Annotated in this window: 21 protein-coding genes and 1 pseudogene; 10 read left to right on the top strand and 12 right to left on the bottom strand. The window is 71.9% G+C overall.

Going from position 1 to position 21,268, the window contains the following annotated elements:
- Positions 1-18: 18 nt before the first annotated feature.
- Positions 19-174 (top strand): annotated as a pseudogene (locus ACGFJ7_RS19395) (SAM-dependent methyltransferase); the annotation flags it as partial.
- Here the strand turns inward: ACGFJ7_RS19395 and ACGFJ7_RS19400 are convergent.
- Positions 174-365 (bottom strand): hypothetical protein, encoded by a 192-nt coding sequence (locus tag ACGFJ7_RS19400; RefSeq protein WP_392642903.1) that lies wholly within the window; start codon positions 363-365, stop codon positions 174-176. The pseudogene ACGFJ7_RS19395 and the gene ACGFJ7_RS19400 overlap by 1 nt on opposite strands.
- A gap of 168 nt (positions 366-533) precedes the next feature.
- Here ACGFJ7_RS19400 and ACGFJ7_RS19405 point away from each other — a divergent pair, with 168 nt between their 5' ends.
- Positions 534-1,835 (top strand): epoxide hydrolase family protein, encoded by a 1,302-nt coding sequence (locus tag ACGFJ7_RS19405; RefSeq protein WP_392642904.1) that lies wholly within the window; start codon positions 534-536, stop codon positions 1,833-1,835.
- Between the two features lie 189 nt (positions 1,836-2,024).
- On the opposite strand, the gene ACGFJ7_RS19410 is transcribed toward ACGFJ7_RS19405, so the two are convergent.
- Entirely contained in the window at positions 2,025-5,063 is a 3,039-nt protein-coding gene (locus tag ACGFJ7_RS19410; RefSeq protein WP_360250886.1) for an AAA family ATPase, read from the bottom strand.
- A 131-nt stretch (positions 5,064-5,194) separates the two neighbouring features.
- Between ACGFJ7_RS19410 and ACGFJ7_RS19415 the strand changes: the two genes are divergently transcribed.
- The 3 genes from ACGFJ7_RS19415 to ACGFJ7_RS19425 all read left to right on the top strand — a co-directional run bounded on the left by ACGFJ7_RS19415 (position 5,195) and on the right by ACGFJ7_RS19425 (position 9,363).
- Positions 5,195-7,282: a GAF domain-containing protein gene (locus ACGFJ7_RS19415; protein WP_392642905.1), complete on the top strand. Its 2,088-nt coding sequence runs from the start codon at positions 5,195-5,197 to the stop codon at positions 7,280-7,282.
- Positions 7,283-7,507: 225 nt separating this feature from the next.
- A complete protein-coding gene (locus ACGFJ7_RS19420) occupies positions 7,508-8,191 on the top strand; it encodes a hypothetical protein (protein ID WP_392642906.1) in 684 nt (227 codons plus the stop codon).
- Positions 8,188-9,363 (top strand): PrsW family intramembrane metalloprotease, encoded by a 1,176-nt coding sequence (locus ACGFJ7_RS19425; protein WP_392642907.1) that lies wholly within the window; start codon positions 8,188-8,190, stop codon positions 9,361-9,363. The genes ACGFJ7_RS19420 and ACGFJ7_RS19425 overlap by 4 nt, the downstream gene beginning before the upstream one ends.
- Positions 9,364-9,875: 512 nt before the next feature.
- On the opposite strand, the gene mctP is transcribed toward ACGFJ7_RS19425, so the two are convergent.
- The 7 genes from mctP to ACGFJ7_RS19460 form a co-directional block, all read right to left on the bottom strand.
- Positions 9,876-11,519 carry a monocarboxylate uptake permease MctP gene (gene mctP / locus ACGFJ7_RS19430; RefSeq protein WP_392642908.1) on the bottom strand — a complete coding sequence of 548 codons (1,644 nt, stop codon included), beginning with the start codon at positions 11,517-11,519 and terminating at the stop codon, positions 9,876-9,878.
- Complete coding sequence (locus ACGFJ7_RS19435) at positions 11,516-11,686, bottom strand: DUF3311 domain-containing protein (RefSeq protein ID WP_392643176.1); 171 nt, start codon at positions 11,684-11,686, stop codon at positions 11,516-11,518. Before ACGFJ7_RS19435 ends, mctP begins: the two co-directional genes overlap by 4 nt.
- An 89-nt stretch (positions 11,687-11,775) precedes the next feature.
- Positions 11,776-12,429, bottom strand: coding sequence for a response regulator transcription factor (locus ACGFJ7_RS19440; RefSeq protein ID WP_360250901.1), 654 nt, complete (start codon positions 12,427-12,429; stop codon positions 11,776-11,778).
- Positions 12,426-13,598, bottom strand: coding sequence for a sensor histidine kinase (locus ACGFJ7_RS19445; protein ID WP_392642909.1), 1,173 nt, complete (start codon positions 13,596-13,598; stop codon positions 12,426-12,428). The genes ACGFJ7_RS19440 and ACGFJ7_RS19445 overlap by 4 nt, the downstream gene beginning before the upstream one ends.
- 10 nt (positions 13,599-13,608) lie before the next feature.
- A complete protein-coding gene (locus ACGFJ7_RS19450; protein ID WP_392642910.1) occupies positions 13,609-14,535 on the bottom strand; it encodes a D-alanine--D-alanine ligase in 927 nt (308 codons plus the stop codon).
- 1 nt (position 14,536) lies between these two features.
- Positions 14,537-15,619 carry an alanine racemase gene (gene alr / locus ACGFJ7_RS19455; RefSeq protein ID WP_360250910.1) on the bottom strand — a complete coding sequence of 361 codons (1,083 nt, stop codon included), beginning with the start codon at positions 15,617-15,619 and terminating at the stop codon, positions 14,537-14,539.
- A complete protein-coding gene (locus tag ACGFJ7_RS19460; RefSeq protein WP_392642911.1) occupies positions 15,616-16,224 on the bottom strand; it encodes a M15 family metallopeptidase in 609 nt (202 codons plus the stop codon). Before ACGFJ7_RS19460 ends, alr begins: the two co-directional genes overlap by 4 nt.
- Before the next feature lie 121 nt (positions 16,225-16,345).
- Between ACGFJ7_RS19460 and ACGFJ7_RS19465 the strand changes: the two genes are divergently transcribed.
- On the top strand, positions 16,346-17,377 hold the full coding sequence (locus ACGFJ7_RS19465; RefSeq protein WP_392642912.1) for an FAD-binding oxidoreductase: 1,032 nt from the start codon (positions 16,346-16,348) through the stop codon (positions 17,375-17,377).
- Positions 17,371-17,517, top strand: a complete 147-nt coding sequence (locus ACGFJ7_RS19470) for a BBE domain-containing protein (protein ID WP_360250919.1) — start codon at positions 17,371-17,373, stop codon at positions 17,515-17,517. Before ACGFJ7_RS19465 ends, ACGFJ7_RS19470 begins: the two co-directional genes overlap by 7 nt.
- 125 nt (positions 17,518-17,642) lie before the next feature.
- Here ACGFJ7_RS19470 and ACGFJ7_RS19475 read toward each other — a convergent pair whose 3' ends face one another.
- Entirely contained in the window at positions 17,643-18,620 is a 978-nt protein-coding gene (locus tag ACGFJ7_RS19475) for a redoxin domain-containing protein (RefSeq protein ID WP_392642913.1), read from the bottom strand.
- Positions 18,621-18,785: 165 nt separating this feature from the next.
- On the opposite strand from ACGFJ7_RS19475, the gene ACGFJ7_RS19480 reads away from it, so the two are divergent.
- Entirely contained in the window at positions 18,786-19,322 is a 537-nt protein-coding gene (locus ACGFJ7_RS19480; protein WP_392642914.1) for a GNAT family N-acetyltransferase, read from the top strand.
- Here the strand turns inward: ACGFJ7_RS19480 and ACGFJ7_RS19485 are convergent.
- Complete coding sequence (locus ACGFJ7_RS19485; RefSeq protein WP_392642915.1) at positions 19,285-20,079, bottom strand: DMT family transporter; 795 nt, start codon at positions 20,077-20,079, stop codon at positions 19,285-19,287. The two genes, ACGFJ7_RS19480 and ACGFJ7_RS19485, sit on opposite strands and share 38 nt — an antisense overlap.
- Before the next feature lie 96 nt (positions 20,080-20,175).
- Between ACGFJ7_RS19485 and ACGFJ7_RS19490 the strand changes: the two genes are divergently transcribed.
- Positions 20,176-20,418, top strand: coding sequence for a hypothetical protein (locus ACGFJ7_RS19490; RefSeq protein ID WP_392643178.1), 243 nt, complete (start codon positions 20,176-20,178; stop codon positions 20,416-20,418).
- The gene (locus ACGFJ7_RS19495; RefSeq protein ID WP_392643184.1) at positions 20,316-20,657 is read left to right on the top strand and encodes a hypothetical protein; all 342 of its coding nucleotides are present in this window, start codon (positions 20,316-20,318) and stop codon (positions 20,655-20,657) included. Before ACGFJ7_RS19490 ends, ACGFJ7_RS19495 begins: the two co-directional genes overlap by 103 nt.
- Here ACGFJ7_RS19495 and ACGFJ7_RS19500 read toward each other — a convergent pair.
- Positions 20,577-21,227 carry a TetR/AcrR family transcriptional regulator gene (locus ACGFJ7_RS19500; protein ID WP_360250934.1) on the bottom strand — a complete coding sequence of 217 codons (651 nt, stop codon included), beginning with the start codon at positions 21,225-21,227 and terminating at the stop codon, positions 20,577-20,579. The two genes, ACGFJ7_RS19495 and ACGFJ7_RS19500, sit on opposite strands and share 81 nt — an antisense overlap.
- Positions 21,228-21,268: the final 41 nt, after the last annotated feature.

Below are 21,268 nucleotides of genomic sequence, written 5' to 3' on the forward strand. Positions count from 1 at the left end.
GATTTTCACGAGCCGTCCATCGAGGCCGCCCGGCGACTCGCGGCCGAGCGCGGACTGTCGGAGCTGGTGAGCTTCGAGGTCGCGACCGCCGACGGTTTCCCCGGCACCGGCTACGACCTCGTCACCTTCTTCGACTGCCTGCACGACCTGGGCGACCCGGGCGCGGCGCTGCGTCACATCGAGCGGGCCCTGGCCCCGGACGGCAGCCTGCTCATCGTCGAGCCCACCACGTCGGGCGACCCGGCCGGCGGCGTCGACCCGATCGGCCGCTCCTTCGGCTCGACCTCGGTCGTGCTCTGCCTGCCGGCCGCGCTCGCCCAGAAGGGCCCGTACGCCCTCGGCAACCACGCCGGTGAGGAGGTCATGCGGGCCATCGCGGCCGAGGCGGGCCTGCGTGCGACGTCACGCGCTAGGGGTTCATCCCGGGCACACCGGTTCCGGCCCCGTGGTGGGGCCAGGGATGACGACGGGCTCGGTGGGACCGGCGGCCGGGGCACGCTACTTCACGACACAGATCATGAAGGGACCATCCCATGGCTTCTCCCACTCCCACCCGGCGCACCGTTCTCCAGGGCGGCCTCGCGGCCGGCGTCGCCGTCGCCGCCACCGCGACCGGCGCGCTCGGCGTCAGCCCGGCCGTCGCGGCCACCGGCTCGGCGCCGGCCGCCTCGGGCCGGATCCGGCCGTTCCGGGTCTCCGTCGCGGGCAGCCGGCTCACCGAGCTGCGCCACCGGATCGGCTCGACCCGGTGGCCCAGCCGGGAACTGGTCAAGGACCGCGAGCAGGGCGTGCAGCTGGCGGCGGCGCAGGCCCTGGCCACGTACTGGAAGACCAGGTACGACTGGCGCCGGTTCGAGGCCAAAATCAACAAGCTGCCGCAGTTCATGACCGAGATCGACGGCGTCGACGTGCACTTCATCCACGTGCGCTCTCCCCACAAGGACGCGCTGCCGCTGCTCGCCACGCACGGCTGGCCCGGCTCGATCGTCGAGTTCCTGGACGCGGCCGGCCCGCTCACCAACCCGACCGCGCACGGCGGGCAGGCGTCCGACGCGTTCCACCTGATCATCCCGTCGATCCCCGGCTACGGCTTCTCCAGCCAGCCGACCGTGACCGGCTGGGACCAGAACCGCATCGCGAAAGCCTGGGCCGAACTCATGAAGCGCCTCGGCTACACCCGGTACGTGGCCCAGGGCGGCGACGCCGGCGCCGCCGTCACCGACGCCCTGGCCCGCCAGGCGCCCACCGGCCTGGCCGGCATCCACCTGAACCTGCTGCTGTCCGCGCTCGGCGGCGCCCCGGTGCCGACCACCACGGCCGAGGAGCAGGCGGCCAAGGCGGCCCTCACCGTCTTCCAGACGACCGGCAGCGCCTACCTGACGGAGCAGTCGTTCCGCCCGGAGACGATCGGCTACGCGCTGTCCGACTCGCCGGCCGCCCTCGCGGCCTGGATGCTCGACCACGACACCGACAGCTACCAGAAAATCGCCAGGACGTTCCTGGGCGCCTCGCCGTCCGGCAACCTCACCCGCGACCACGTGCTGGACAACATCAGCCTGTACTGGCTGACCGGCACCGGCGTCTCGGCGGCCCGCCTCTACTGGGAGAGCGCCCACCCGCAGAGCGCCACCGCCCCGGCCGCGATCACCATCCCGGTCGGCTTCAGCGCCTTCCCCGGCGAGATCTTCCAGGCGCCGCGCAGCTGGGTCGAGGCCACGTACCCGACCCTGAACTACTACAACAAGCCGGCCAAGGGTGGCCACTTCGCCGCCTGGGAGGAGCCCCTGCTGTTCACGAACGAGGTCCGGGCGGCGTTCCGCTCCCTCCGCAAGTAAGGGAACCCGCGCGGCGAGGGCCGCGCGCAACTGGGTGCCGGCTTCGTAGGCGCGGCCCAGCTCGGGTACGGCAAGTCGCCGTACCCGAGCTGGGCCCTGTCTTGTTGCCGGCGCAACCGGTGCGGGTGCGCAAGCTCGATGGCTCCCCGGTAGCAGCCCTCGGCCTCGGCCCCAGGGCCGGCCTGTGTCTCAGGCGACGGGCAGGGCCTTGGGCAGGTCGCGGCGGGAGGTGACGCCGACCTTGGTGAAGACCTTGCGCAGGTGCCACTCGACCGTGCGAGGGCTCAGGAACAGCTCGGCGGCGATCTCCGCGTTGGTCCGGCCGGCCGCGGCCAGCTGCGCGACGGCCGCCTCCTGACGGGTCAACTGCTCCCGTACGCCGGTGGGCCGCTCCTGGACCACGGCCTGGCCCATGAGGGCGAGCTCGCGGGCGGCCCGCTCGGCGTAGCCGGGGGCGCCCATCGCGGTGAAGGCGTGGTGGGCGGCGCGCAGCTCGGCTCGGGCCTCCTCGAAGCGGCGCTCACGACGCAGGTAGGAGCCGAAGAGCAGGCGGGCCCGGCACAGGGCGGCGGTGATGTCCTGGCCGGTGAGGAGTTCGATCGCGGTGCGGTAGTGCTTCTCGGCGGCCGGCGCGGGAGACGTCAGGGCGTCCATCAGGGCCTGGATACCCAGCGCCAGCGGGGTCGGCGTCTCGGCCGTGATCGCGGCCAGCCGGTCGCGGGCGGCGGTGGCCACCTCGGGCCGGCCGGCGAGGGCGGCCGCCTCGATGAGCTCGTGCAGCGGCCAGTTGCCGAGCGCGAAATCGCCGTGGGCCACGGCTTCCTCGGCCGCGGCCAGCGCCGCCCGGTGATCGCCGCTTCCATTGTGGAGGATGGCGAGCGCGTGGCAGGCCAGCGCGTGCAGCCGGCCGTCGCCTTGGGCGGCCGCCTCGCGCTTACGTTCGTCGAACAGCGCGGTGGCCGTCTCCACCGGCCCTGTGTACGCCGCGAGGACCAGCCGGGAGAATTGGTAGACCGACGCCCCGGTGGCCCGGATGACCTCGTCGATCTCGCCCATCATGCCGGCCGCCTCGCCGAGCCGGCCGGCGTAGATCATGATGTTGGCCCGGATGGCGAGCGCGTTGGGCAGCAGCGAGAGCGCCCCGCTGCCGACCGCGGCCCGGATCGCGGCCTCGCTCATCTGCTTGACCAGGTCGAGGCGGTAGACCTCGTAGCCGACCAGCGAGCTGAGCCAGATGAAGCGGGAGTCGGCGACGGCGAGCGCGCGGTGCAGCAACGGCAGGGACGCCGTACGCCCGTCGAGCACCCAGGAGACGAGCCCGGCCAGGAGCAGATCGGGGAACGTCTCGCCGGCCGGGGCCAGCTCGCGGGCCGACAGGGCGGCCCGGCGCAGGTCGTCGCCGCCGAACCGGCCGGTGTACATGGCGGCCGTGACGGCCAGCAGGAAGGTGTCCCGCGAGGCTTCCGGGTCGGCCGCCGCCAGCCGTTGCGCCGCGGCCAGCAGCGGCGCGAAGGCCTCCCGCTTGGAGCGCAGCGCGAAGTCGACCTGGGCCCGCAGCCGGGAGACCAGCGTCTGCCGCAGGCTGTCGAGCGGCGCCATCTCGGCCGCCGACAGGAGCCTGGTCACCCGGTCGTACGAGCCGGCGTACGCCGCCGCGTCGGCCGCCGACACGAGCAGCGTCCCGCGCCGGGCCGGGTCGGTGGCCAGCGACGCGGCCCGTTCGAGGAAGGCGGAGGCGGCCGACCAGCCGCCGCGGGCCCGGGCCCGGTCGGCCGAGCCCTCGAGCTCGGCCGCGACCTCGTCGTCCTCACCGAGGACGGCGTGGGCACGGTGCCAGGCCCGGCGGTCCGGGTCCCGGGCCGGGTCGGTGACCTCGGCCAGGGCGGCGTGGACCTGGCGCAGCTCGTCCGGCTCGCCGGAATGCCAGGCGGCGGCCCGCACGAGCGGGTGGCGGAACCGGATTCCGGTGCCGATGTCGAGAAGCCGCTCCTGCTGGGCCGGGACGGCCGCCCAAGCGCCGACACCGAGCCGGTCGAGGGCCCGCCACAGCAACTGGGCGTCGCCGACCGGCTCGACCGCGGCGGCCAGCAGGACCGTGCGGGTCTCGGGCGGCAGGGCCGCGATCCGCCGGCGGAAGCCCTCCTCGACCCGGTTCTCCAGCGGGGCCCGGCTGTAACCGCCGAAGCCGAAGGCCAGTTCGGCCGGGGTCAGCCCGCGCGGCAGTTCGAGGATCGCGAGGGGGTTGCCGCGGGTCTCGGCCACGATCCGGTCGCGGACGCGAGGATCGACCGGCCCGATCAGCACCGAATCGAGCAGCGCCCGGGCATCCGGTTCGGCCAGGCCCTCGACGGCGAGCTGAGGGATGCCCTCGAAGCCGGTGGCGTCGCGGGCGGCGAGCACCAGCCCGACCGACTCGCTCGACAGCCGGCGGGCCACGAAACCGAGCGTCACCGCGGACGCCCGGTCGATCCACTGGATGTCGTCGACCACGCACAGCAGCGGTTGTTCGGCCGCCGCCTCGGACAGCAGCCCGAGCACCGCCACGCCGACCAGCAGCCGCTCCGGCGGCGGTCCCGCGGCCAGCCCGAACGCCGTGCTCAGGGCTTCGCGCTGCGGGACCGCGAGCCGGTCGAGATGGCCGAGCAGCGGCACGCAGAGCCGCAGCAGCGCCGAATAGGCGATCTCCGACTCGGACTCGACTCCGGCCGCGCGCAGCACGCGGACCGAGCCGGCCCGGCCGGCCAGATATTCCAGCAGGGCGGTCTTGCCGCTGCCGGACGGGCCGAGCAGCACCAGCGCGCGGCTCTGACCGGAGCGGACCGCGCTCAGCAGCGCGTCGAGCTCGTCCTGCTCGCGGCGGCGTCCCACCAGATCGGTCGTGTCGACGGCTTCGACGAGTTCCTCGACCCCCCGCGCGGACAGGTCGATCTTCGACAGGAAGCCGATCGCCGGGCTGGCCGCGATCAGGTCGGCGTAGTCCTCGCCGGAATGGGTGGAAATCATGATCACCGGGGTCGGCGCCAGGCGCGCGGCCAGGTCGAAGCCGCTCTCGCTGCCCAGGTTGATGTCGACCAGCGCCACGTCGGGGTGCAGCTCCGCGGTCCGCTCGAGGGCGCCGGCGATGTTCTCGGCCGTGCCCGCGACGGTCAGGCCCTCGCGCTGCAGAAGGTCACGGGCAGCGAGCAGGAATTGCCGATTGTCGTCGACGAGCAGGCAGCGCAGGGTCACCCGGCCAGCGTGCCAGTCGCGGCCCAGCCCCCGCATTCCTGCCAGCCGGTAGTTGAGGGTGTCCCGTTCGGCCCGGTCTCGCTGTGAGCAGACCCACCACGTCGCCGGCTGAACCGAGCGGGCGTGGTTGCGTGGACAAGGTCGTGATCTGGAGGCTGGGAGGTCGGCTGCGGTGCCGAGGGAGGGCTCGGCGACGAGCCGAGCGGGAGCGGGCCGCCCTCCAGCGGATCGCCACCCTGGTGGCGCGGAGGCCGCCGCGCTCGGCGTTGTTCACCGTCGTCGCGGAGGAGGCCGGGCGCCTGCTGGACGCGGCCGAAACCCGGCTGTCCCGTTTCACCGGCGACCGGAGCGCGACTGTCGTGGGGCACTGGGGTTCGTCGAGCTCTCCACTCGGTGAGGAGCTGATCGCCAGGATGGCCCGCAGCGGCCGGGCGGTGGCGGCGGCCGACGCCACGACGCTGGCCGTCCCGGTCTTCGCCGAGGGTGGGCTGTGGGGGTTCCTCACGGTCGCCGCCGCCCCCGGCCGGGCCTTGCCGCCGGACGCCGAGACTTCGCTGAGACAGTTCACCAATGTGATGTCGACAGCGATCGCCGACGCCGAGTCGCGGCACGCGCTGGCGCGCCTGGCCGAGGAGCAGGCGGCGCTGCGCCGAGTCGCGATGCTAGCGGCGCACGGCGCCCCGCCCAGCGAGGTCTTCGCCGCCGTGGCCGGGGAGGTGGGCGCGTTGCTGGGCACCGACATCTCCATGGTGGCCGGCCGCAACGGCGACGGAACCGTTACGGTGCTGGGCAGCTGGAGCACCGGCACCGACGGGCTGCCGGTCGGCACCCGGGTCACGCTCGGCGGCCACAACGCCACGAGCATCGTGGCCCGCACCGGCCGGCCGGCCCGGGTGGCGAACCACGACACCCCCGGGGACCCGGCCGAGATCGCCGCGCCGATCCTCGTCGAGGGGCGCGTCTGGGGCTTGCTGCTCGTCGCCACCCGCTCCGATGAGCCCTTGGCGGCCGACATCGAGGAGCGGCTGGCGACCTTCGCCGACCTGGTCGCGACCGCGGTGGCCAACACCGAGGCTCATGAGCAGGTCCGCCGATACGGCGAGGAGCAGGCCAGCCTGCGCCGCGTCGCCACGCTGGTGGCCGAGGGCGCGGGCCCGGCGGCGCTGCTCAAGGCGATCACGGACGAGCTCGCGGCGACGTTCGCCGCGATGAGCGCCGTCATGCGATTCGACGACGATCTGTCCGAGGTCGTCCTCGTGGGCAAGTCGGGCGAGATCGCCGTTCCGACCGGAAGTCACTGGCCGATCGGGGAAACCCCCGCCGCGGCCGCGGTGCACCGGACAAGGCAGCCGGTTCGGGTCGAGGCCCCCGGCCCGGCGCCGGCCACGGGGCCGCACGGAGCGGAAATCCACCGACTGGGCATCGTCTCGACGGTGGCGAGCCCGATCATCGTGGAGGGCCGTCTGTGGGGCGTCATGACGGTGAGCGACCGGGCTCCGCTGCCGCCGGACACCGAGCAACGGCTGACCAGGTTCGCCAACCTGTTCACCACGGCCATCGCCAACTCGGAGAACCGCTCCGAGCTGGCGGCCTCCCGGCGGCGGATCGTCGCCGCGGCCGACGAGGCCCGGCGCACCATCGAGCGGAACCTGCACGACGGCACTCAGCAGCGCCTGGTCTCGCTCGCCCTGGCCGTCCGGTCGGTCCAGTCCTCGCTGCCGGCGTCGCTCGGCGATCTGCGCGACGACCTCTCCACCGTGGCCACCGGTCTCGCCGCCGCGGTCGAGGAGCTGCGCGAGCTGGCCCGCGGCATTCACCCGGCCGCACTCACCCAGGGCGGCCTGAGCGCGGCCCTGAGATCCCTGGCCCGCCGCTCGGCGATCGCGGTCGACCTGAGACTCGCACTCAACGAGCGGCCTGCCGAGCCCATCGAGGCGGCCACCTACTTCGTCGTCTCGGAGGCACTGGCCAACGCGGTCAAACATTCGGCCGCCACGCACATCGAGGTGTGGGTCGAGCACCGCGACGAAACTTTGCGCCTGGCCATAAGCGACGACGGCGCCGGCGGCGCCGACGCGCGCGGCTGGGGACTGCTGGGCCTTCGGGACCGGGTCGAGGCGCTGGGTGGTTCCCTGTCCGTGGACAGCCCGCCCGGCCGGGGCACACGGATCACCGCCGACCTGCCGTTCACGCTGGGCCCCCTGCGCCCGTCGGCCTGAGCAGACCACCGTTCCGGCGCAACCACCTGGTCTTCATGCCGGAAGTCGCCACGCCGGCCGAACTCACCGAGCGGATCGCGGCCATCGATCGAGCCGAGTACGGCAGGATGTCGCCGCCGGGTTTACCACGCGAGCTGTGCGTCGCTGCGGTCGCGGGCGGGCGCCATCGACTCAAATCGACGCAGCGAACCGTCCCTTCAGCCATCGACCCGTAACGCAACGTCGATGCTGTCATCGCTGGGCTCGTGTGAGATTGGATTGATGTCCGATGCGTACGATGGAGGCCGCCTGTCCGGTACCTGGGTGCCGGTGGAGCGGCGCTGGTGGGGCTTGGACCGCCGAAGTCTGCCTTCGGCGCTCGTGGTGGCAGGTGTGGGGATTCTGCTCGGCGGGTTGCTGCCGCTGATCGATCGGGTGGTTCCGAACGACGACACGGTCCGGGCCGGTGATCGGCTGAACCTCGGCGACGGGCTGACGATCGCGCCGCCGGCCGGGTGGCAGTTGGTGAGCGGGTTGAGGGTCGGTGCTGCTACGACGATCCCCGATCAGGGTTCGCCAGTCGCCGAGGTCGCCGACGACGGTGTGGTGGCCGACATCCAAACCGCGGCGTTCGCCGGTGATGCCAGCGCACTGCTGGACCAGGTGAACAAGAACCTCACCAGGTCGTCCACACGTCCTCAGTTCACGGTGACCGGCGGCCGGGCTTCGGTGACCTCGATCGATGGGATCACCGGGTTGGTCGAGACGTACACCAGTACCGCGGGTGAGGGGTTGGTCGCCGCGTACAAGCTGGCCGACGGCCGGGGCCTGACGGTGGAGGTCGATGCCGCCGCGGGCGGGCAGTTCGCCGCGCGCGCCGACCAGGTCGACGCGATGCTGCGCAGTGTCTCCTTCAAGGAGCCGTCATGACGACTACCGACGCGGCTCTTGATCTTCGTGCGGCCCGGGCTGCTGCGATCGAGGCCTCCGGCTGGGGTACCCCGTTCCGGCTGGTTCAACTCCGCAACGCCGCCTTCTGGGTGTTCGTGTTCGGCATGGCGGCGGGCATCCTCCTGATGATCCAGTACTACAGTCCCACGCTGGGCGCCTACGGCGTCGGCCTGGGCAGCGGCATCATCATGTTCGCCCTGTACACGATCCCGTGGTTGTTCCTGCTCAGCTATCACAACAGGTACACCTCGCTGCCGCCGAAGCTGCTGCTGGTCGCCGCACTGTGGTCCGGCATCGCCGGAACCTACGCGATCGGGTTGCAGGCCAACGACGCGATCGTGTCGCTGTACACCAAGGCGTTCGGCCCGGCCTGGTCCCACGACTGGGGTCCCGGCCTGACCGCGCCGTTCACCGAGGAGTTCGCCAAGGCCAGCGCGCTGATCCTGCTGATCGGCCTGGCGCCGCGGCTGGTCCGCAGCCCGTACGACGGCCTGATCATCGGCGCCTTCGCCGGCCTCGGCCTGCAGATCTCCGAGGATGTGCTGTACGTGGTCAACGGCACCGCCGCCGCCTTCGGCACCGACCAAGTCGGTACCGCTTTCGCCACGCTGTCCAGCCGGGGTTGGGCCGGGCTCTTCCAGCACGTGCTGTTCAGCGCGGTGTTCTGCGCCGGTCTGATGTGGCTGATCGGGCGCGGCGACCGCGGGCACCGCCTTCGCGGGCTGGTACTGATGCTCTCGGCGATGCTGGCGCACAGCATCTGGGACAACATGGCCGCCTACGGCTACGTCATCGCCGGCGGCTTCGGCTTCTTAGGCCTCATGATCGTGACGATCATCGCTGAACTGATCCTGCTCCGGACGACGTTCCGGCTGGCCGCCCCGCAGGAGCAATCATGGCTGCGGGCGATCCTGGCGCCCGAGGCCGAGGGTAATGTGCTCACCGACGCCGAGGTCAACGCCGCCGCCGGAGGGCGAAGAACCCGCAAGGCGTACCGCAAGTCGGTACACGGCCATCACGAGAGAAAGACCGCCGAGCACGTGCTGGCTGCCGCGCATGACCTGGCGCAGGAACTGGCCGAATCTCGGGGGCAGGACACCGAACGCGTCATCCACGCCCGCGCCGAGATCGCGCGGCTCAGGGCCACGTGACCGCGCCGTAGCGTGCGACCACGCGAGCGGGCACCACAGTTCACCCGGGAGGATTTCCGATGTCACGCGAGAACAAAGCCCGAGCCGGGGTGTCGCAGGTGATCCCGGACGACACCATCCAGGACGTCGCCCTGGTGTATTTCCGCGGATCGACGCGGTCCGGAGCCATCGGGGCCGCGCTCGGCGGAGCGCTCGGCGGCCAGATCGGCGGCACAAGCACCGGAGCATGGCACGCAGATCGACTTCACCGACACCACCACCGGATCCAAGCTCGAGGTGGAGGCGAGGCTGCTGGGCAACCTCGGCGTGACCGACCTCTTACAGAACCTCGCAGGTAAAGACACCACGGAACCAGGCTGACACCGTCCACGCATTACGGACTCGAGGATCCGCCACCCGGAGTACCCCCTTCGAAGCCGCAAGACAGGGCCCTACATACCTGACGCACCGTCTCCCTCTTCAAGCCCTTCAGAGGCTCGGGTGGGTCCATTCATCGACATGGAGATGCCGCACTAGGCGCGTGACGGCGTCTCCACCGCCGTCGGGTCGGGGTCGACGCGCGGGTCGCCCTCGTCGGCGAAGTAGTCATCCCGCGTGGTGCCGTCGACGCCGGCCGGGGTCTTGGCCGCTCGCAGGATCAGCGTGACGATCACGGCGATCAGCAGGTTGACCAGCACGGTCACGAAGCCGACGTAGATGGTGCGTTTGGTGTCGAAGCCGAATTCGGACAGCGGGAACGCCGACCCGCCGAAGTGCGCGTGTTTGGTGGCCGGGTTGGGAATCTGCCACAGCATCCACATCGACAGGCCCATGCCGGCCACCCAGCCGGCGATCAGGGCGCCCCGGTGCAGCCACCGGGTGAACAGGCCGAGGGCGACCGCGGGAGCGGTCTGCAGGATGATCACGCCGCCGATGAGTTGCAGGTCGATGGAGAACTGCGGGTCGAGGAAGGCGATGCAGGCGACCGCGCCGATTTTGACGACCAGCGAGGTGATTTTCGAGACGCGGGCTTCGTCGGCGTGTGAGGCGTTTTTGCGCAGGTATTCCTTGTAGATGTTGCGGGTGAACAGGTTGGCCGCGGCGATCGACATGATGGCGGCCGGGACGAGGGCGCCGATGCCGATCGCGGCGAAGGCGACGCCGGCGAACCAGGCCGGGAACTGCATGTCGAACAGCAGCGGTACGACGGTGTTGCTGTCGACGGTGCCCTGGGTGGCGCCGGGCAGCGGCTTCACGTTGGACGCGATGGCCGCGTACCCGAGAAGCGCGAGCAGGCCGAGCAGGAAGCTGTAGGCCGGCAGGGCCGACATGTTCCGCTTGATCACGGTGCGGTTCTTGCTGGCCAGCACGCCGGTGATGCTGTGCGGATAGAGAAACAGCGCGAGTCCCGATCCCAAGGCGAGCGTCACATACTGCAATTGATTGCCGGCGTTGAGCAGAATTCCGTCGTTCGCCGACACGCTGGCCTGAAACTTCTCGTCGGCGGCGTCGAAGATGCTGCCCCAGCCGCCCAACTTGAACGGAAGATAGATGACCGCCACCAAAATCACGACGTAGATCAGCGCGTCTTTGACGAAGGCGATCAGCGCGGGGGCGCGAAGACCCGATTGATAGGTGTACGCGGCCAGGATCGCGAACGCGATGATGATCGGCGCATGCCGGGCGAGCAGGCTGTCGCCGGTCACGCCCATCGTCTTGAGCACCGCTTCGATGCCGACGAGTTGCAGGGCGATGTACGGCATGGTGGCCACGATGCCGGTGATGGCCACGACGAGGGCCAGCGTGGGCGAGTCGAACCGGCTGCGCACGAAGTCGGCCGGGGTCACGAAACCGTGCCGGTGCGACACCGACCAGAGCCTGATCAGAATCAGAAAGAACAATGGATAAGTGATGATGGTGTCGGGAATGGCGAAGAGTCCGGCCGCGCCGGCGCCGAAGATCAGCGCGGGTACGGCGACGAAGGTGTACGCCGTGTAGAGGTCGCCGCCGACCAGGAACCAGGTGATCCAGCCGCCGAAGTTGCGCCCGCCCAGGCCCCATTCGTCCAGGTGTGCCATGTCTTTGGGGGCGCGCCAGCGGGCGGCCACGAAACCCATGCCGCTGACCAGCAGGAACAGCAGCGTGAAGACGACGATCTCGGTGATGTGGTCCCTCATGGCCGGCGTCCCCGCTTCGTCATCCGGTAGACGACAGCGGTCGCCACGACGCCGACGAGGATGAGGAGAAGCTGGATCCAGTAGAACGCGGGGAAGCCGAACAGCCGCGGCTCGTCACGGTTGTAGAGAAACGTCTGGAGCGGCACGACGATCGGGATGAGCAGCAGCCAGTTCCAAGGGCTGCGGTCACGGCGAGGGCTACACGATCACCTATCCTGCCATGATCGATGTCCGAGGGGCCGTCGCCGGATCTCGGTCAGGTGCGAAGGCCGTGTTCGTGGGCGAAGACGACGATCTGGACGCGGTCGCGGAGGTTCAGTTTGCGGAGGATGGCCCCGACGTGGGTCTTGACCGTGGACTCGCCGGCGAAGATCTCGGCGGCGATCTCGGCGTTGGACAGGCCGCGGGCCACGGCCCGGAAGACGGCCCGTTCCTTGTCGGTCAGCGCGAGGTAGGCGTCGGGTACTGGCGAGCGGGCCGGGAACTGCCCCTCCAGCAGGGCGGAAAGGTCGTTGGGGGCCAGTACGGCGTTGCCGGCGTGGACGCTGCGGATGGCGTCGGCCAACTGGGCCGGGGTGGTGTCCTTGAGCAGGAAGCCGCTGGCGCCGTGGCGGATGGCCATGGCCGCCCGGTCGTCCAGGTTGAAGGTGGTGAGCACCAGGACCCGTACCGGATGGGTCCTGGGTGTGGCGTAGATGAGCCGGGTCGCCTCGACGCCGTCGAACTCGGGCATCCGCAGGTCCATCAGCACCACGTCCGGCTGCAGTTCCTCGGTCAGGCGTACGGCGTCCCGGCCGTCACCGGCCTCGCCGACCACCCGGATGCCGGGCTGCGCGTTCAGGATGACCACCACACCGGCCCGGAACAGCTCCTGGTCGTCGACGACCAGGACCTCGATGTCGTCGCTCACGGCAGCGGCACCGGGATCCGGGCGACGGCCACGAAGACGTCGTCGCGGCGGCCGGTCTCCAGCGACCCGCCGACCGCCGCGAGCCGTTCCCGCATGCCGTGCAGGCCCGAGCCGGAGCCGGGCGGCGAACCAGGGGCGCCGGTGGCGTTGCGGACCTCGATGACCAGGCTGTCGGCGGTCCAGGAGCGCTGGACGATGACCGCGCTGTCGTGCCGGCCGTGCCGGATCGCGTTGGTGAGCATCTCCTGCAGCACCCGGTAGGCCGTCACCCGTTGCTCCTGGGTCAGCACGCGCGGCGTGCCGTCCTGGCCCGAGACGACCTCGCGGCCGCCGTCGCGCAGGTTGCCGATCAGCTTGTCCATGTCGTCGGCGGTGTCGCGGGTCGTCGACAGCACCTCCTGCACGTCCCGCAGCGACGTGCGGGCCGAGGTGGCGATCCCGGCCAGCAACGATTTCAGCGCGCCCGGGTCGTCGTCGGGCAGATACTGCCCCGCCTCGGCCTGGGTGAGGATCACGGCCAAGGAGTGGCCGACGACGTCGTGCACGTCGCGGGCCAGCCGGGTCTGCGCGGCCCGGATCCGGGCCGTCTCCTCGGCTTCCGCCCGTTCCCGGGCCGCCTCGGCCAGGTCGGCGTGGGCCCGGCCGGAGATGCGCAGCGCCAGCCCGGCCAGCCACGGAACGCCGATCAGGGCGGCCATGACGACGGCGACGCCGATCCGCCAGCCGATGCCGAGCTGATCCACTGTCGCGGCGATGAGACCGTACGAGGGAATGGGGAAGTTGATTCTGACCGCTTCGGCCTGGACGAGCAGCACGGCGGCGACCGCGGCGGCCGGAATCGACAGGGCGCTCGCCCGCAGCGTCACCGTGCCGCCCCAGCGGGCCGTGCCGAACGCGACGGCCAGGATCGCGATCTGGGTGGCGATGTACGGGCTTCCGGTCGCCGCCTGGCACAGCGGGATCGCCCAGACGAGCACGAGGGAGACGGCCGGCGCCCTCCGCACCAGCCCGACGGCCAGGGCGGTGCCGAGGACCACCAGCCAGAACAGGAGCCGGCGGACCGGGCTGAAGTAGGAGAGCCAGTCGTTCGTCATGTATTCGAGCGCGCCGAACAGCAGCACCAGCGCCGCCGCGCCGATGTCCGGCCACCACCACGTCCGATCGCGCACGCCTTCCACGTTAGGCGAGGGTGTCGCGGATCAGGCGGTCGAGCAGCTCCGGGTAACCCCATCCAGCGGCCGCGAACATCCGCGGGACCTGCGAGTGCTCGGTGAAGCCGGGCATCGTGTTCACCTCGTTGAGCACCGGGCCGGCCTCGGTGACGAAGAAGTCGACCCGGGCCACGCCCCGGCAGCCGAGCGCGTCGTAGAGGGCGAGCGCGGCGTCCTCGAGGGCCTTGCAGGCGGCCGGATCGATCGGCGCCGGCACCCGGAAGACCGTACTCCCGGAGTATTTGGCCTCGTAGTCGAAGAAACCGTCGGCCACGACCTCGAGGGCGGGCGTGACGAAGCCGTCCAGCACGGCGATGTCGACCTCCCGGCCGGTGACCACCTCCTCGACCAGGACCCGGTCGTCGTGCCGCAGCGCCTCGGCCAGGGCGGCCGGCAGCGACTCGGCGTCCCGCACGAGACAGACGCCGAGGCTGGACCCGGCGGCCACCGGCTTGACCACGACGGGACCGGTCCAGGCGCAACCGGCGGCGGTGCGGGCGGTGAACAGCCGCCCGGGCGCGGTGGCGATGCCGAGCGCCGAGGCGATCAGCTTGGTCACCCACTTGTCCATCGCGAGCGCTCCCGGGCGGACTCCGGAGCCGATGTACGGGACGCCGGCCAGCTCCAGAAGCGCGGCCAAGGTGCCGTCCTCGCCGTGCGGGCCGTGCACGATGGGCAGGGCCACGTCACAGCTCTGCAGGACGGAGACGGCGGCGTGCAGCCCGATCGGCGCTCCGGCGCCGTCGCGCCAGGTGCCGTCGGGGGCGATGGTCAGCCGTACGGCCTGATAGCGGTCCGGGTCGAGAGCGGCCGCGACGGCCGCGGCCGAGGCGAGCGAGACCTGGTGTTCGCCGTTGCGGCCGCCGCCGATGACGGCGGCGCGGATGCGGGACATGTCAGTTACCCCCGATGACGTGACGGTGTGGGCGGGCGCCCAGCCCGGTGACGATTTCGTGCGGAAGCGTGCCGGCCCAGGCGGCCCAGTCGGCGATGGTCGGCTCGCCGTCGTCGCCCGGGCCGAAGACGGTCGCGGTGTCGCCGGGCCGGACCTCGGGGCCGGTCTCGACGACGGTCTGGTCCATGGAGATACGGCCGGCCACGCGGCAGCGGCGGCCGCCCAGCAGGACTTCGGCCCGTGGCCCGGCGCCGCGTGGAAGGCCGTCGGCGTAGCCCAGCGGCAGCAGCGCCAGGTGGGTGTCACGGGCCGCGCGCCAGGTGTGGTCGTAGCCGACCGGCGTGCCCGCCGCGACGCGGCGCACCTCGACGACCGGCGCGGTGAGCGTCATGGCGCCGCGCAGCGAAGTACCACCGGAGGGGTCGATGCCGACCAGGCCGGCGCCGGTGCGGACCAGGTCGAAGTGGGTCTCGGGGCGGGTCAGGGTGGCCGCGGTGGCGGCCAGGTGGCACAGCCGGGGGCGCAGGCCGGCCGCGAAAGCGACCGCGATGCCGTCCCGGAAACGCCGGGTGGCGGCCGCCGTCTCCGGGCCGGCCAGATGGCTCATGATGCCGGCCACGACCAGGCGACCGCCGCGCTCGGCGGTGAAGGCGGCCCGGCACAGCGCGGCCCATTCGCTCAGGGACGCGCCCTCGCGCGCCATTCCGGTGTCGAGCTGAAGGTGCACCCGGGCGCCGGGCGGGAGGGCGGCCAGGTGGGTGAGGCTCGGCACGGCGAGGTCGACCCGGTGCCGTACGGCCGCCTCGAAATCCGTGCCGAGCGGATTGAGCCAGCTCAGAATCGGCGCGGTCAGCCCGTTCGCGCGCAGGTCGAGCGCCTCGCCGAGGCCGGTCACGCCCAGCCAGGCCGCACCGGCGCCGAGCGCGGCCCGGGCCACGCCCAGCGCTCCGTGCCCGAAACCGTCGGCCTTCACCACGGCCATCAGCTCACCGCGGGCGCGGGCGGCCAGCGTCCGGGTGTTGCCCGCGACGGCGCCCAGGTCGACGGTGACTCGCGGCCCGGCGCCGAGGGTGGCGACGGTCATGCGGCGACCGGGCCGTGCAGCGAGGCCGGCGCGCCCGTCATCAGCGCCCAGTAGCGGTCGCCGTAACTCCAGTGCCACCACTCGGTCGGATAGTTCACCAGGCCGGCCCCGCCGAGCACGCGGGACAGCAGCATCCGGTTGGCCCGCGCCTGCGGGCTGATGTTCTGGGCCGCGAAATAGCAGGCGCCGTCCGACTCCTCGGGGGTGGCGTCGATCGGCGTGCCCATGTCGAGGTCGCCGTCCGGGCCGCTCAGCGTCAGGTCGACGGCGGCGCCGGCCACGTGCGGGGCCACCTCGACGGGCGCCACGAAGCGGCTCACCAGGTGGTGCAGTCCGGCCTCGTCGACGGCCGGACGGGCCGAGCGCACCTGGGCCTCGTACATCTCGATGATCTGCCGTTGCCTCGCGACCTCGCGATGGCCCTCGACCACGCGCGGGAACACGCCCGCGGGCAATGCCGCCCGCGCCCAGCCGAGGCGTTCGGCCAGGTCGGCCCGCACCCGGGCACGCGCCGGGCCGAACTCGGCGCCGAGCCGCACCAGCGGGACTCCGGCTTCCCGCACCGGCACAGCCAGAACGCGCGGGTCACTGAGAAGGATCACCATGTCGCAAAGATCGCTTCCGCGGGCGGGCCGGCGCATCGTTCTCAGGTACCGGCGCGATGGCCTCGAGTACCGCTCGCCACTGTCCACGAACCCGGGCGCGCCACATCGCGTCGAGATGGTCATGACTGATCTTGAGAAACTGACCGGGCCGGTACTGCGCCCGGGCGACCCCGGATACGACGAGGAATGCCGCACCCAGAACCTGCTGACCCCGTTGCGGCCGGCGATCGCGGTCGGCGCCGCCGACGTCGCCGACGTGCGGGCGGCGGTCCGGTACGCGGCGGCGAACAGGCTGGCGGTCGCGGTCCGTGGCGGCGGTCACATGCAGCCCTACACGGCCGAGGGCGCCGTGCTCATCACCCTGGACCGGATGGCCGGGGTCACCGTCGACGCCGGGCGGCGGACCGCGCGGGTGACCGGCGGCGCGCTCTGGCGGGAGGTCATCGACGCCGCCGCCAAGGAAGGGCTGGCCCCGATGGCCGGCTCGTCGGTCACGGTCGGCGCGATCGGTTACGTGCTCGGTGGCGGGCAGGGTCCGATTCTTTCCCGGCCGTACGGATACGCGTCCGACCACGTGACCTCGTTCGACATCGTGACGGCGGACGGGGAGCTCCGCACGGTCAGTGGCGACGACGAGCTGTTCGCGGCGCTGCGCGGCCCCCCGATCCCGCAGCTGCCCGAGCCGCTGCGCGGCGCGCACGTGCTGAGCGTCCGCTTCGCCCACCTGGGCCCGGCCGAGGAGGGCGAGGCGCTGCTGGCGCCGATGCGGGCGGTCGCGCCCGCCCTCATCGACACGGTGGCCGAGGTGCCGTTCGCGGTCGCGGCGACCCTGCACAACGACCCGGTCGACGCCTCGCCGTACCAGGACCGCAGCCTCGGCCTGAGCGGCCTGCCCGACGCCGCCCTGGACAAGCTGATCGAGCTGACCGGCCCCGGCACCCGGATCCCGCTGACCAGCGTCGAGGTGCGGGCCCTGGGCGGCGCCATGGACCGCCCGCCGGCCACACCCGACTCGGTGCCCAGCCGGGGCCTGCCGTTCCAGCTGTCGCCTTCGCGGTCGGCGCCGACGACCTGGACGGCGGCCACCGCCGCCTCGAACGGCTGGTCACCGCGATGCGGCCGTGGTCGGACCCGCGACACCGCCGGATGCTGAACTTCCTCTCGACCGAGGAGGCGGTCGACCCGCAGGAGCTGTCCGAAGTGTACGGTCGCGAACTCTACGACCGTCTGCGCGCGGTCAAACGCCGCTACGATCCGGACGTTATGTTCCGGATGAACCACACCATCCGCTGACGGCGGCCGGCCGACAGCCGAACGCTCTCAGCCGAACGCTCTCAGCCGAACGCTCTCAGTCGAACGCTCTCAGTCGAACGCTCTCAGTCGAACGCTCTCAGTCGAACGCTCTCAGTCGAACGCTCTCAGCCGAACGTGAAGCTGTACGTCTCGGCGCCCGGATCGAGGAAGGTGATCTCCACGGTGTGGTCGGTGATCGGGTCGGGCTGGCGCAGCAGCTGGTACAGGCGGCGGTCGCCGAGCGTGCCGTAGCCGTCGGCGTCGACGTCCTGGCCCGCGCCGGCGGCCGGCGGCTCCCCGTCGACGAGGATCTGAAAGCGTACGGGCGTGGCGGCCCCCGCGACGATGTTCAGGTCCCGGGCGTGGAAGCGGTAGAGCAGGCGGGCGCCGGCGGCGCCGGAGACGGTCGCCTGCTCGTTCATCGTCCAGTCCCCCTCCAGGGACCACTCGTTGAGCCCGAGCGTGTCCGGAAGCGTGTACCGGTGCGGTTTGCCGAGAATCAGGCCGTCGGGCGAGGCGAAGCGCTCGGTGCGGTCGTATCCGGTGTAGTTCTCCTGCGATTCGAGGGTCGACCAGTCGGCCGCCTCCTCCACCGGCCGCGGCTCGACGACGACCAGATCGTGCCCGGGGTCGGCGCCGGCCTCGTGAAGCAGGCGCTGGATCGCTTTCTCGGTACGCTCGTACTCGCCCTCGCCGAAGTGGTGGAACCGGATCTCCCCGTCGGCGTCGGCCAGATACAGCGCCGGCCAGTAATGGTTGTCGAAGGCACGCCACACGCCGTACTCGTTGTCGAAAGCGACGGGATACTCGATGCCGTCGGCGCGCATCTCCCGGCGTACGTCCTCGAGGTCGTGCTCGAACCGGAACTCGGGCGTGTGCACGCCGAGAACGACGAGCCCCTGGGAGGCGTACTTCTCGTGCCAGGCCCGCACATAGGGAAGCTGGCGCAGCCAGTTGACGCAGGTGAAGGTCCAGAAGTTGACGAGAACCACCTTGCCGCGCAGTTCCTCCGCCCGCAACGGCCCGGTGTTGAGCCAGCCGGTCGCGCCGTCGAGCAGCGGCAGCGGGCCTTGTTTCGGCAGGTGGTGCGTTCCTGAGAACATGGCGTCTCCCCTGGTTGGTGGTGCTCTCACCCTCGCCCGGCAGTACCCCGTCCCGCACCCGGGAGTTCCCCTGGTCCGGTGTACTGGTCGTCACAGAGCCCGGCACGCGCCGCCACCACACTCGAAGTGCTGGCCCTTTTCGGGCCGGTGGCGCAGGATGCGGGCGTGAGCGAGTACCTGGACACCGGGCGCCTGATCCTTCGTCAGTTCACCGACAAGGATGCGGAGCTGCTGATCGAGCTGGACAGTGATCCGGCGGTCATGCGCTATCTGAGCGGCGGGGAGCCGACCGCGCCCGAGGTGATTCGCGAGCGGAACCTGCCGAACATCATCGCCGGGTACGAGAGGTGGGGCGGCGACTTCGGGCTCTTCGCGGCGCGGGAGAAGGCCGGCGGGGCCTTCGTCGGCTGGTTCTTTCTGCGGCCCGAGCGGGGCGGCCCGCTGGACGAGGTCGAGCTCGGCTACCGGCTGCGGCGGGCGGCATGGGGCGTGGGGTACGCCACCGAGGGCGCGAAAGCTCTGCTGGGAAAGGCGTTCACCGAGCTGGGGGTGCGTACCGTCTGGGCCGAGACCATGACCGCGAACAGCGCCTCCCGGAACGTGCTGGAGAAGGTCGGCATGGTGTTGACGGAAGGAGCCGAGCACGGCGGGGTGCGCTACGAAATCACGAGCGAGCAGTGGAGGCAGCGCCGGCCGCTGTAGCGTTCGCCGTCACGACCAGCAGGATTCCGGTCCACTGATGGACCGTCAGGGGCTGGCCCAGCAGGGTCAGACCGGCCAGGGCGGCCATCACCGGGTGCACGCTCATGAAGACGCCGAACAGGCGGGGTGGTACGCGGCGGAGCACGACCAGGTCGGCGGCGTAGGGGATGACGGAGCTCAGCAGGCCGGCCGTCACGGCGTACGGCAAGCCCTCGAATTCGACTGTCAGCAGGACCGGAAGGTAGGCCAGGGCGGAGACGGAGGTCGCGACCGCGGGGGCCTGAAGGCCCGTCAGGCGACGCCCGGCGAGGCGGTTGAGGAGGATGTACGCGGCCCAGCAGGCGGCCGCCAGAAGCCCGAGGCCGACGCCGGGGAAGTCGCTGGCCGGGCCCGGCGACACGAGGATGTGGACACCGGCGCCGGCCAGGGCCGCGCACAGCAGGTCGCGGCGGGTCCGTGAGCCGGCGAGGGCGACCGCGAGGGGGCCGAGGAACTCCAGCGTCACCGCCAGGCCCAGGCCGATCCGGTCGATCGCCGTGTAGAGGCTCAGGTTCATGGTGGCGAAGACCAGGCCCAGCAGCAGTACGGGCCACCACTGTCCCCACGTGAAGCGGCGCACGTCCGGGCGGGCCACCGGGATGAGGACGGCCGCGGCCACGATCTGCCGCACGGCCACGACCCCACCCGGCCCCATGACGGGAAAGGCGTGTGCGCCCACGGCCGCGCCGATCTGGTTGCTGGCGGCGCTGCCCAGCATGGTGACGGCGCCCGCGGCGGTTCCGGCTTGCCGCTGGTCTTCGTGCAGTCCGGCACCGCGACCGCGGGTCTGGCCGAAGGGCTGGCGGACGTGGCGGTGCTGCGCCGGGCCCTCGACGGCGACGAGCGTTTCGACACCGCTCTGGTCGGTACGGAGGCGCGGTATGCCGCCGTGGCCACCGACAACGCGCTGGCGCGCCGGCGCACGGTCCGGATCAGTGACCTGGCCGCTACACGGTGGCCCTGGACAGCCGGACGGGCACGACCACGGCCTCGCTGTGGCCGGCCGGGTCGGGACCGGCGTCGACGCGGGAGACGCACGGTGTCGACGAGTGGCTGACGCTGATCGCGGCGGGACAGGCGGTCGGCGTGACGTCGGAGGCGACGGCCAACCAGAACCCGCGGCCGGGGGTCGCCTACCGGGCGGTGCGGGACGCCCCGCGCATTCCGGTGTGGCTCGCTTGGTGGCGCGACGACCGCCCGTACGGCCTGACCGAATTAATCGCCCTGGCGCGCGGCGCCTATCAGCCCGCCGACCAGCGCCCGCAGACCCTCGGGGTAGATGTCGCGGGCCACTAGCTCGGGCCACCGCGAACCGATGGCGGCCAGGGTGGGCACTCGTTCCGGGTCGAAGTCGGTGAACGTGATCTCCCAGCCGCCGAGGTCGCGCCGGGCCGAGCGGGCACGGACCAGGATTTCGCCGACGGTGTAGTACCAGATGGCGCGGAAGGCGTCGACGGCCTGCTCGCGGGTGAGGCCGCAGTCGACCGCGCCGTCCAGGATCACCTCGACGAGCCGCAGCGCCGGCGCGCCGAGCCGTCCGACGAAACCGTCGACGGTGAGCACCTCGGCCGCCCACGGCCACGCGGCCAGCCCGTCGTGCAGGGCCTGGGCGGCGACGACGACGCGCTCCCCCGGGGCGTCGGGCAGGTCGGGCGGGGCCGCCTGTTCGGCGTACTCGTTCAGCAGCAGCAGGAGAAGAGCTTCCTTGTCCCGTACGTGGTGGTAGAGCGTGGTCGGCCCGATCCCGAGCTCACCGGCGAGCCGGCGGATCGTCAGCTTCTCCCAGCCGTGGTGGTCGATCAGCCGCCGCGCGGTGGCGAGGATCTGCGCGCGGGAGGTCACGGGCGGGCGTCCAGTTCTTGGCACGTTCCCCATCTTGCCCCCGCCCGCCCCGGGCACTAGTTTTC

This window comes from Actinoplanes sp. NPDC048988 (assembly GCF_043197815.1).
Lineage (GTDB): Bacteria > Actinomycetota > Actinomycetes > Mycobacteriales > Micromonosporaceae > Actinoplanes.

Excerpts from the sequence above, each read along its gene's own strand:
- ACGFJ7_RS19400 (WP_392642903.1), bottom strand. The coding sequence starts at position 365 with ATGACCTCCTCACCGGCGTGGTTGCCGAGGGCGTACGGGCCCTTCTGG.
- ACGFJ7_RS19405 (WP_392642904.1), top strand. The coding sequence starts at position 534 with ATGGCTTCTCCCACTCCCACCCGGCGCACCGTTCTCCAGGGCGGCCTC.
- ACGFJ7_RS19420 (WP_392642906.1), top strand. The coding sequence starts at position 7,508 with ATGCTGTCATCGCTGGGCTCGTGTGAGATTGGATTGATGTCCGATGCG.
- ACGFJ7_RS19425 (WP_392642907.1), top strand. The coding sequence starts at position 8,188 with ATGACGACTACCGACGCGGCTCTTGATCTTCGTGCGGCCCGGGCTGCT.
- mctP (WP_392642908.1), bottom strand. The coding sequence starts at position 11,519 with ATGAGGGACCACATCACCGAGATCGTCGTCTTCACGCTGCTGTTCCTG.
- ACGFJ7_RS19450 (WP_392642910.1), bottom strand. The coding sequence starts at position 14,535 with ATGTCCCGCATCCGCGCCGCCGTCATCGGCGGCGGCCGCAACGGCGAA.
- alr (WP_360250910.1), bottom strand. The coding sequence starts at position 15,619 with ATGACCGTCGCCACCCTCGGCGCCGGGCCGCGAGTCACCGTCGACCTG.
- ACGFJ7_RS19460 (WP_392642911.1), bottom strand. The coding sequence starts at position 16,224 with ATGGTGATCCTTCTCAGTGACCCGCGCGTTCTGGCTGTGCCGGTGCGG.
- ACGFJ7_RS19465 (WP_392642912.1), top strand. The coding sequence starts at position 16,346 with ATGACTGATCTTGAGAAACTGACCGGGCCGGTACTGCGCCCGGGCGAC.
- ACGFJ7_RS19470 (WP_360250919.1), top strand. The coding sequence starts at position 17,371 with ATGCTGAACTTCCTCTCGACCGAGGAGGCGGTCGACCCGCAGGAGCTG.
- ACGFJ7_RS19475 (WP_392642913.1), bottom strand. The coding sequence starts at position 18,620 with ATGTTCTCAGGAACGCACCACCTGCCGAAACAAGGCCCGCTGCCGCTG.
- ACGFJ7_RS19485 (WP_392642915.1), bottom strand. The coding sequence starts at position 20,079 with ATGCTGGGCAGCGCCGCCAGCAACCAGATCGGCGCGGCCGTGGGCGCA.